The following is a 7441-nucleotide window of genomic DNA, read 5'->3' as shown; positions in this document are numbered from 1 at the left end:
GGCTTGCTCGCGAAGGCGGCGAATCAGTCGATACATATGTTAACTGACACACCGCCTTCGCGAGCAAGCCCGCTCCCACATTTGGATTGGGCGCATTCAGATGCACCTTCCGCGCCTTCCTGAACAAACTTTCCAAAACCGCACTATATTGGTGCGATAGCCTGCACACTTCCCACCCCTCCAGCCCATTTTGGTTCGATTCTTCTCGATCAAGCTGGCAGAACGCCACAGTTTCGCGCCTAAAACCCTTATTTCAGGCGTTTAACGCTTCTTTTCGGAGCCTTGGTTTGGTTTTTGCATTTTCCTTGTATCAGCGTGTGCCTCAAGCCCGCGCCTTGCTCCAAAAGAGGTCCCGATGACCATCAGCGATGCACTGCACCGTTTGTTACTCGACAACCTGACCACCGCGACCATCCTGCTCAATGACGACTTGCGCCTTGAGTACATGAACCCGGCGGCGGAGATGCTCCTGGCCATCAGTGGCCAGCGCAGCCATGGGCAGTTCATCAGCGAATTGTTCACCGAGTCGGCCGAGGCCTTGAGTTCGTTACGCCAGGCCGTGGAGCAGGCGCACCCGTTTACCAAGCGCGAAGCGATGCTCACCGCCCTCACTGGCCAGACCCTGACCGTCGACTACGCCGTGACCCCGATCCTGAGCAACGGCGCGACCCTGCTGTTGCTCGAAGTACACCCACGCGACCGTCTGCTGCGCATCACCAAAGAAGAAGCGCAACTGTCCAAACAGGAAACCAGCAAAATGCTGGTGCGCGGCCTGGCCCACGAGATCAAAAACCCCCTCGGCGGCATTCGCGGCGCGGCGCAGTTGCTGGCCCGTGAGCTGCCGGAGGAACACCTCAAGGACTACACCAACGTCATCATCGAGGAGGCCGACCGCCTGCGTAACCTGGTGGACCGCATGCTCGGCTCCAACAAGTTGCCGTCCCTGGCGATGACCAACGTGCACGAAGTGCTGGAGCGCGTTTGCCAGTTGGTCGAGGCCGAAAGCCAAGGCTGCATCACCCTGGTGCGCGACTACGACCCAAGCATTCCCGATGTGTTGATCGACCGCGAGCAGATGATTCAGGCGGTGCTCAATATTGTGCGCAACGCCATGCAGGCCATCAGCAGCCAGAACGAGCTGCGCCTGGGCCGCATCAGCCTGCGCACGCGCGCCCTGCGCCAGTTCACCATCGGCCATGTGCGCCATCGGCTGGTCACCAAAGTCGAGATCATCGACAACGGCCCAGGCATTCCTGCCGAACTGCAGGAAACCATCTTCTTTCCCATGGTCAGCGGCCGCCCGGACGGTACCGGGCTGGGCCTGGCCATTACCCAGAACATCATCAGCCAGCACCAGGGCCTGATCGAATGTGAGAGCCATCCCGGCCACACCACGTTCTCGATCTTCCTGCCATTGGAACAAGGAGCCCCCACGACATGAGCCGTAGTGAAACTGTCTGGATCGTCGACGACGACCGTTCTATCCGCTGGGTCCTCGAGAAAGCCTTGCAACAGGAAGGCATGACCACCCAGAGCTTCGACAGCGCCGACGGGGTGATGAGCCGCCTGGCTCGCCAGCAGCCGGACGTGATCATCTCCGATATCCGCATGCCCGGCGCCAGTGGCCTGGACTTGCTGGCGCGCATCCGCGAGCAGCACCCGCGTTTGCCGGTGATCATCATGACCGCGCACTCGGACCTGGACAGCGCTGTCGCGTCCTACCAGGGCGGTGCCTTTGAATACCTGCCCAAACCGTTCGACGTGGACGAGGCCGTGGCGCTGGTCAAGCGCGCCAACCAGCACGCCCAGGAACAACAAAGCCAGGAAGCCCCGCCGGCCCTGACCCGCACCCCGGAAATCATCGGTGAAGCACCGGCGATGCAGGAAGTGTTTCGCGCCATCGGGCGTTTGAGCCACTCCAACATCACCGTGTTGATCAACGGCGAGTCGGGCACCGGCAAAGAGCTTGTCGCTCATGCGCTGCACCGTCACAGCCCACGGGCGGCTTCGCCGTTTATCGCGCTGAACATGGCGGCGATTCCCAAGGACTTGATGGAGTCCGAGCTGTTCGGCCATGAAAAAGGCGCGTTCACCGGCGCGGCCAACCTGCGTCGTGGGCGCTTTGAACAGGCCGACGGCGGCACGCTGTTTTTGGATGAAATCGGCGATATGCCAGCGGATACCCAGACACGCTTGCTGCGTGTATTGGCCGATGGTGAGTTCTATCGCGTCGGCGGGCACACGCCGGTCAAGGTTGATGTGCGCATTATTGCGGCGACGCACCAGAACCTCGAAACACTGGTACACGCGGGCAAATTCCGTGAGGACTTGTTTCACCGTCTTAACGTAATTCGCATCCATATCCCACGAATGTCGGATCGCCGCGAAGACATCCCAACCCTGGCCCGTCACTTCCTCAGCCGCGCCGCGCAAGAATTGGCGGTAGAGCCGAAGCTGCTCAAAAGCGAGACCGAGGAATACCTCAAGAACCTGCCATGGCCGGGCAACGTGCGCCAGCTGGAGAACACTTGCCGCTGGATCACGGTGATGGCGTCCGGGCGCGAAGTACACATCAGCGACCTGCCGCCAGAGCTGTTGAGCCTGCCGCAGGATTCGGCACCGGTGACCAACTGGGAGCAAGCGTTGCGCCAATGGGCCGACCAGGCCCTGGCACGCGGCCAGTCTAACCTGCTGGACAGCGCCGTGCCGGCGTTCGAGCGCATCATGATCGAAACCGCCCTGAAGCACACCGCCGGCCGCCGCCGCGATGCCGCGGTGTTGCTGGGCTGGGGCCGCAATACCTTGACGCGCAAGATCAAGGAGCTGGGGATGAAGGTCGATGGTGGGGATGATGACGAGGGTGATGAGGGCTAAGCACAGCCCTTCCATCCACTGAAGATCTAATGTGGGAGCGGGCTTGCTCGCGAAAGCGGTGTGTCAGTCAACAGGTGTATCGACTGATCCGGCGCCTTCGCGAGCAAGCCCGCTCCCACATTTGGATCTCCACAAAGTTCCAGGACTGTGCACCGCTTCAATGCACCATGAACTAGCATCGCGCACATCCCACACGCCTGAAACACCCGCCGAATTAAGAAAGCATTAAATCCCAAAAACAGCAAAGCCCCGTATTCCGGGGCTTTGCGCTTTCTGGCGTAATTTTTTGGCACACATTGCAAATTCTGGCACGCGCCCTGCAATAACCCTTACATCACCCAGTTTCGGGGACCTTGGTACAGGCAGGCCGAGAATCCCCTCTTTACACCCGGGGTGCTTGATGCGGATCGCGTCGCGCCCCACACCCGTTTCGGGAACCTCGGTACAGGCAGGCCGGGGATTCCCTCTTTAACACCGAAGCCTTTGGCTTCACCCCGTTTTGGGAGCCCTGGTACAGGCAGGCCGGGAACTCCCTTCTTTACACCCGGGGCTTATGCGGCACAGCGCCCATAGCCCCAGCCCGTTTTGGGAACCTTGGTACAGGCAGGCCGGGGATTCCCTCTTTTATTCCTCGCGCAGATGGATCTGCAGCCGCCAGCGGCCTTCGGCCTTCTCGCCTTTCCACTCCCCGCGCAACGGCCGAGCCGCCACCAGGCTCAGCAGCAAGCCGCCATCGGTCTTGCGGATGCGCCAGTTCACGTCCTTGTCATTGACCTTGAGTTGCCCGCTGGCAGCCTTGCCTTGCGCGTCAAACAGCAATGCCACGGTGCCGTCGACGTGTTCGCCGTGCAGCTTGGGCTCGCTGTTGAACCACACCACCACGCCGTCTGCCGCTGTTTCCAGCTGCTGCAGCTCGACCGGATCGGGCGTGGTCAGGCGGCCGATCATCAGGCCCACCATCAGCCCAACAATCGCCAAAGAGCCCATCACCCGTGGCAATAGCTTCGGCCTTGGGTCGTCTTCAGGGGTAGAATGCAGCGCATCTTTGCCTTCGGAGCCGTGCATGTTTCACGTCATCCTTTTTCAACCAGAAATTCCGCCGAATACCGGCAACGTTATCAGGCTGTGCGCCAACAGTGGCTGCCACCTGCATTTGATCGAGCCGCTGGGCTTTGACATGGACGACAAGCGCCTGCGCCGCGCCGGGCTGGACTACCACGAGTACGCCACGCTAAAGCGCCACGCCGACCTCGCCAGCTGCCTGGAAAGCCTGGGCCACCCACGGCTGTTCGCGTTCACCACCAAGGGCTCGCGGCCGTTTCATGATGCCAGCTTTGCCGAAGGCGACGCCTTCCTGTTCGGCCCGGAAAGCCGTGGCCTGCCGGCGGAGGTGCTTGATGCCCTGCCCGATGGCCATCGCCTGCGTTTGCCGATGCGCGAGGGTTGCCGCAGCTTGAACCTGTCCAACACCGTGGCCGTTGCCGTCTATGAAGGCTGGCGGCAACTCGGCTTTAAATAACACATAAACAAAATGTGGGAGGAGACCTCTGTGGGAGCTGGCTTGCCTGCGATGCAGTCACCTCGGTGTATCAGTGATACTGAGGTGATGCTATCGCAGGCAAGCCAGCTCCCACACAAGCCCGCTCCCACATTTGATCGGTGTCGTTGCTCAGAACAGCTTATTGAACAGTCGACGAACCTTCCTGTTGCATGCGCTGCAGTTCTTGCGCGTACAGGGCATCGAAGTTCACCGGCGCCAGCATCAGCGCAGGGAACGAGCCACGGGTAACCAGGCTGTCCAGGGTCTCACGGGCATACGGGAACAGGATGTTCGGGCAGAACGCGCCCAGGGTGTGGCTCATGGACGCTTCGTCCAGGCCCTGGATCAGGAAAATACCAGCCTGTTGCACTTCAGCGATGAAGGCTACTTCTTCGCCGTTCTTAACAGTAACGGACAAGGTCAGCACGACTTCGTGGAAGTCGCCTTCCAAGGCTTTTTGACGAGTGTTCAGGTCCAGTGCAACGCTTGGGGTCCATTCCTGACGGAAGATGGCCGGGCTTTTCGGCGCTTCGAACGACAGGTCACGCACGTAGATCCGCTGCAGCGAAAACTGTGGGCCTTGAGCTTCTGCTGCTTCGGTGTTCTGTTGGTCAGTCATCGCAGATCCTTCTTGATCTTGGGGTCTTTTAGGGTTTAGGAGTCAGACGAGCAGCAGCGCATCGAGTTTACCGGCGCGCTCCAGAGCGAACAGGTCATCGCACCCACCGACATGCTTGTCGCCGATCCAGATCTGCGGCACGGACGTGCGTCCCGCTTTCTTGGTCATTTCGGCGCGCACTTGGGGTTTGCCGTCGACCTTGATCTCTTCGAAAGCGACACCCTTCTTCTCAAGCAGGGCCTTGGCCCGCATGCAGTAAGGGCAATAATCGCTGGAGTAAACGACAACCTGGCTCATATCACTTCACCAGCGGCAGGTTATCGGCCTTCCAGCTGCCGATACCGCCAGACAGTTTGGCGGCAGTGAAACCGGCCTTGAGCATCTCGCGGGCGTGGGTGCCGGCGTGCTGGCCTTGGGCGTCGACCAGAATAATGGTCTTGGCCTTGTGTTTTTCCAGCTCGGGCAAGCGCGCGATCAGCTTGTCTTGCGGGATGTTCAGGGCGCCAACGATGTGGCCGGCGGCAAAATCCTTGGCCGGGCGGATATCCACGACAACGGCCTCATCCTTGTTGACCAGTGCGGTCAGCTCCGACGTGCTCAGGCTGCGGCCACCGCGGCTCATTTCATGAGCGATCAGCAGCGCCAGCAGGATGACGAAGGCACCCGCGAGCAGGTAGTGGGCAGTGGCAAATGCAATCAGGTGATCAACCATCAAGGAGGTTCCAGGGCGTTAAAATGGCGGTAAGTATACACAGCCGTCAGGGGCGGCCAACCCCCGTAAAGCGGTGACGTGGTCGGAACTTCGCTTTAAACTGCGACTCCCTTTTCAATTGTCTTCCTTTATTAACGCCGCGAGAGGATCTATGACTACTACGCCTAAACCTTTGGTCCTGATAATTCTCGATGGCTTCGGACACAGTGAAAGCCACCACGACAACGCCGTGTACTCGGCCAAGAAGCCGGTACTCGACCGCCTGACCGCCACCGTGCCCAACGGCCTGATCTCCGGCTCAGGCATGGATGTAGGCTTGCCGGACGGCCAGATGGGCAACTCGGAAGTTGGCCACATGAACCTCGGCGCCGGACGAGTGGTATACCAGGACTTCACCCGCGTGACCAAAGCGATCCGCGATGGCGAATTCTTCGAGAACCCGACCATCTGCGCGGCGGTAGATAAAGCCGTAGCCGCCGGTAAGGCCGTGCACTTCATGGGCCTGCTGTCCGACGGCGGCGTTCACAGCCACCAGGATCACCTGGTCGCCATGGCCGAACTGGCCTTCAAGCGCGGCGCCGACAAGATCTACCTGCACGCCTTCCTCGATGGCCGCGATACGCCGCCAAAAAGCGCGCAATCGTCCATCGAACTGCTCGACGCCACCTTCGCCGCCCTCGGCAAAGGCCGCATCGCCAGCCTGGTTGGCCGTTACTTCGCCATGGACCGTGACAACCGTTGGGACCGTGTGGCCCAGGCTTACAACCTGATCGCTGAAGGCCAGGGCGAATTCCACGCCGCCACCGCCCAGGAAGGCCTCGAAGCTGCCTATGCGCGTGGCGAGAGCGACGAGTTCGTCAAAGCCACCACCATTGGCGAGCCGGTCAAAGTCGAAGACGGCGATGCCCTGGTGTTCATGAACTTCCGCGCCGACCGTGCCCGTGAACTGAGCCACGTATTCGTTGACGCCGGTTTCAAGGATTTCGAGCGCGCACGCCAGCCGAAAGCCGAGTTCGTAATGCTCACCCAATACGCCGCTAACATCCCGGCCCCTTCGGCATTCGCGCCGGGCAGCCTGGAAAACGTGCTGGGCGACTATTTGGCGAAAAACGGCAAGACCCAGCTGCGCATTGCCGAAACCGAAAAATACGCCCACGTGACCTTCTTCTTCTCCGGTGGCCGCGAAGAGCCGTTCCCGGGTGAAGAACGCATTCTGATCCCGTCGCCAAAAGTCGCTACCTACGACCTGCAGCCGGAAATGAGCGCGCCGGAAGTTACCGACAAGATCGTCGATGCCATCGAACACCAGCGTTACGACGTGATCGTGGTCAACTACGCCAACGGCGACATGGTCGGCCACAGCGGCAACCTGGAAGCGGCCGTTAAAGCCGTGGAATGCCTGGACCTGTGCGTCGGCCGTATCGTCGACGCCCTGGAGAAAGTCGGCGGCGAAGCGCTGATCACCGCCGACCACGGCAACTGCGAGCAGATGTCCGACGAATCCACCGGCCAGGCCCATACCGCGCACACCACCGAGCCGGTGCCATTCATCTACGTCGGCAAACGCGACCTTAAAGTGCGCGAAGGCGGCGTGCTGGCGGACGTGGCGCCGACCATGCTGAAGCTGATGGGGCTGGAGAAGCCGAAAGAGATGACCGGTACTTCGATTCTGGTCTGATTCCAGCATCACCACAAA

Annotated in this window: 8 protein-coding genes; 4 read left to right on the top strand and 4 right to left on the bottom strand. The window is 60.5% G+C overall.

The window, feature by feature from the left end; translation table 11 throughout:
* The first annotated feature begins 355 nt into the window (after positions 1-355).
* Both glnL and ntrC read left to right on the top strand, forming a co-directional pair.
* Complete coding sequence (gene glnL / locus ACTD9P_RS22270; protein ID WP_017138631.1) at positions 356-1441, top strand: nitrogen regulation protein NR(II); 1086 nt, start codon at positions 356-358, stop codon at positions 1439-1441.
* The gene (ntrC, locus tag ACTD9P_RS22265; protein ID WP_016979129.1) at positions 1438-2874 is read left to right on the top strand and encodes a nitrogen regulation protein NR(I); all 1437 of its coding nucleotides are present in this window, start codon (positions 1438-1440) and stop codon (positions 2872-2874) included. Before glnL ends, ntrC begins: the two co-directional genes overlap by 4 nt.
* Positions 2875-3498: 624 nt before the next feature.
* Here the strand turns inward: ntrC and ACTD9P_RS22260 are convergent.
* Positions 3499-3939: a hypothetical protein gene (locus ACTD9P_RS22260; protein WP_438869370.1), complete on the bottom strand. Its 441-nt coding sequence runs from the start codon at positions 3937-3939 to the stop codon at positions 3499-3501.
* On the opposite strand from ACTD9P_RS22260, the gene ACTD9P_RS22255 reads away from it, so the two are divergent.
* Positions 3938-4393, top strand: coding sequence for a tRNA (cytidine(34)-2'-O)-methyltransferase (locus ACTD9P_RS22255; protein WP_003171120.1), 456 nt, complete (start codon positions 3938-3940; stop codon positions 4391-4393). The genes ACTD9P_RS22260 and ACTD9P_RS22255 overlap by 2 nt on opposite strands.
* Positions 4394-4553: 160 nt before the next feature.
* Here the strand turns inward: ACTD9P_RS22255 and secB are convergent, their stop codons facing one another.
* From secB to ACTD9P_RS22240, 3 genes are read right to left on the bottom strand one after another with little or no spacing between them, the layout of a single operon-like run.
* Positions 4554-5033: a protein-export chaperone SecB gene (gene secB / locus ACTD9P_RS22250; RefSeq protein WP_012721755.1), complete on the bottom strand. Its 480-nt coding sequence runs from the start codon at positions 5031-5033 to the stop codon at positions 4554-4556.
* Positions 5034-5075: 42 nt separating this feature from the next.
* Complete coding sequence (gene grxC / locus ACTD9P_RS22245; protein ID WP_053253893.1) at positions 5076-5330, bottom strand: glutaredoxin 3; 255 nt, start codon at positions 5328-5330, stop codon at positions 5076-5078.
* A 1-nt stretch (position 5331) separates the two neighbouring features.
* A complete protein-coding gene (locus ACTD9P_RS22240; RefSeq protein ID WP_017138635.1) occupies positions 5332-5745 on the bottom strand; it encodes a rhodanese-like domain-containing protein in 414 nt (137 codons plus the stop codon).
* Between the two features lie 151 nt (positions 5746-5896).
* On the opposite strand from ACTD9P_RS22240, the gene gpmI reads away from it, so the two are divergent.
* Entirely contained in the window at positions 5897-7423 is a 1527-nt protein-coding gene (gene gpmI, locus ACTD9P_RS22235; protein WP_138817254.1) for a 2,3-bisphosphoglycerate-independent phosphoglycerate mutase, read from the top strand.
* Positions 7424-7441 lie beyond the last annotated feature (18 nt).

It is taken from the genome of Pseudomonas onubensis, from assembly GCF_965653655.1.
Classification (GTDB): domain Bacteria; phylum Pseudomonadota; class Gammaproteobacteria; order Pseudomonadales; family Pseudomonadaceae; genus Aquipseudomonas.
Note: the sequence above shows the minus strand (reverse complement) of the source record. Positions and strands in the feature narration are given on the sequence as shown.

Coding starts and splice junctions, on each gene's coding strand:
- glnL (WP_017138631.1), top strand. CDS start 356: ATGACCATCAGCGATGCACTGCACCGTTTGTTACTCGACAACCTGACC.
- ntrC (WP_016979129.1), top strand. CDS start 1,438: ATGAGCCGTAGTGAAACTGTCTGGATCGTCGACGACGACCGTTCTATC.
- ACTD9P_RS22255 (WP_003171120.1), top strand. CDS start 3,938: ATGTTTCACGTCATCCTTTTTCAACCAGAAATTCCGCCGAATACCGGC.
- ACTD9P_RS22260 (WP_438869370.1), bottom strand. CDS start 3,939: ATGCACGGCTCCGAAGGCAAAGATGCGCTGCATTCTACCCCTGAAGAC.
- secB (WP_012721755.1), bottom strand. CDS start 5,033: ATGACTGACCAACAGAACACCGAAGCAGCAGAAGCTCAAGGCCCACAG.
- grxC (WP_053253893.1), bottom strand. CDS start 5,330: ATGAGCCAGGTTGTCGTTTACTCCAGCGATTATTGCCCTTACTGCATG.
- ACTD9P_RS22240 (WP_017138635.1), bottom strand. CDS start 5,745: ATGGTTGATCACCTGATTGCATTTGCCACTGCCCACTACCTGCTCGCG.
- gpmI (WP_138817254.1), top strand. CDS start 5,897: ATGACTACTACGCCTAAACCTTTGGTCCTGATAATTCTCGATGGCTTC.